The sequence below is a fragment of the Microcoleus sp. S13_C5 genome (genome assembly GCF_036700845.1).
GTDB lineage: Bacteria > Cyanobacteriota > Cyanobacteriia > Cyanobacteriales > Microcoleaceae > Microcoleus.
The window spans coordinates 1-1,486 of record NZ_JAUBPR010000284.1 but is presented as its reverse complement, the minus strand read 5'-3'; the positions used below and the strand labels follow the sequence as shown (position 1 = coordinate 1,486).

The following is a 1,486-nucleotide window of genomic DNA, read 5'->3' as shown; positions in this document are numbered from 1 at the left end:
ATAAGGCTACCGTGTACACACAAGTCAAAGTAAACTAGGCTCATGTTTTGAGAGAGGTATAAACCGTGGACAATCCGATACTGATTCACGCCTCCCTCCTCGAAGGAACCGCCTTTGGAGACCCAAGGCTGGTAAAAAGGGGGCCGCATTATATGAAGCAATGGGCCAGCATCAATCGGTAAATATTCGTCAAATCAGCCGAAATCGAGCTGAACAAGTAGGATACTATCGTTTTTTGGAGAATGAAAACGATAGTATCGGAATTGGTGCAAAGCCTATCGGGGCATTGCCAAAAAAATATAGAAGGACGGCACGTATTAGCCGTCAGTGATAGCAGTGAAATCAATTTGCAGTCCCACGCAGGCCGACTAAAACCAGAACAATTAGGGGTGGTTGGCAACAATACAGATGTGGGTTTTTATATACATCCTACATTAGTTTTGGATGCTGAAAATGGCTTTCCATTAGGGTTAAGCACCGTGCAACTGTGGAGTCGAGGTTTAGATCATAAGAATAAGCATGAACGCAATTATCAAAATCTGCCAATAGAGCAGAAAGAATCATACAAATGGTTGGCATCCGCCGAGATCCGTCAACGGTGTTTAACTAAGGGTGGTGCCAAGATGGTCACTCACATTGGTGACCGCGAAAGTGACTTATATGAGGAATGGGCGACCGTCCCCGACCAACATAATCACGTATTGGTGCGCGTTCGTCAAGACCGTCGGTTGTTAGGACAATCCCAATCGCTTTATACCTATTTAACAGAACAGCCCTGTGAAGGGGCTTATACAATTGATGTACCAGCAGACCCACGCATTGGTCGGACGGCGAGAGAAGCATTGCTCATTATTCGCTGTGTTAGTGTTAAGATTCGGCGTCCCGATCAATTGAAGGCACAAGATTATCCACCCAGTATCACTCTTTACGCAGTCGAAGCAATAGAAGTTAATCCTCCGGCAGGGCAAGAAGCGATTCATTGGCGATTACTCACAACTCACAGGGTGGTTTGTTTAGAACAAGCACTACAAGTTATCGAATGGTATCGATGGCGATGGCGCATTGAACAACTTTTTGCCACATTGAAACAAGCAGGATTAAATCTTGAAGCTACACAGTTAGAGTCCGTAGCTGCCATTCAACGACTCACTGTCTTGGCTTTAGGCGTTGCCGTGCGAACCCTACAAATGGTTGAAGGGCGCGATCGTTCCGACTTACCAGTTTCCCTGACTTTCTCTGATTCTCAACAGCAATGCTTGGAAGTGATTGAACCATCTCTTCAAGGGCGCACGAAAAAATTGCAAAACCCCTATCCTCCTGCCTCCTTACCTTGGGCTACTTGGCTGATTGCTCGACTTGGGGGTTGGTCTGGTTATAGTTCTCAGAGACCTCCCGGAATGCCTACCCTTGTTCATGGACTCCGACAGTTTGAATCCATCTTTTTGGGATGGAAACTAGCTCAGAATCAACTTGTGTGTACACGGTA

Annotated in this window: 1 pseudogene; it reads left to right on the top strand. The window is 46.1% G+C overall.

Features of this window, described 5'->3' with window-relative positions:
• Positions 1-160 precede the first annotated feature (160 nt).
• Positions 161-1,486: pseudogene (locus QUA04_RS29625) on the top strand (IS4 family transposase); the annotation flags it as partial.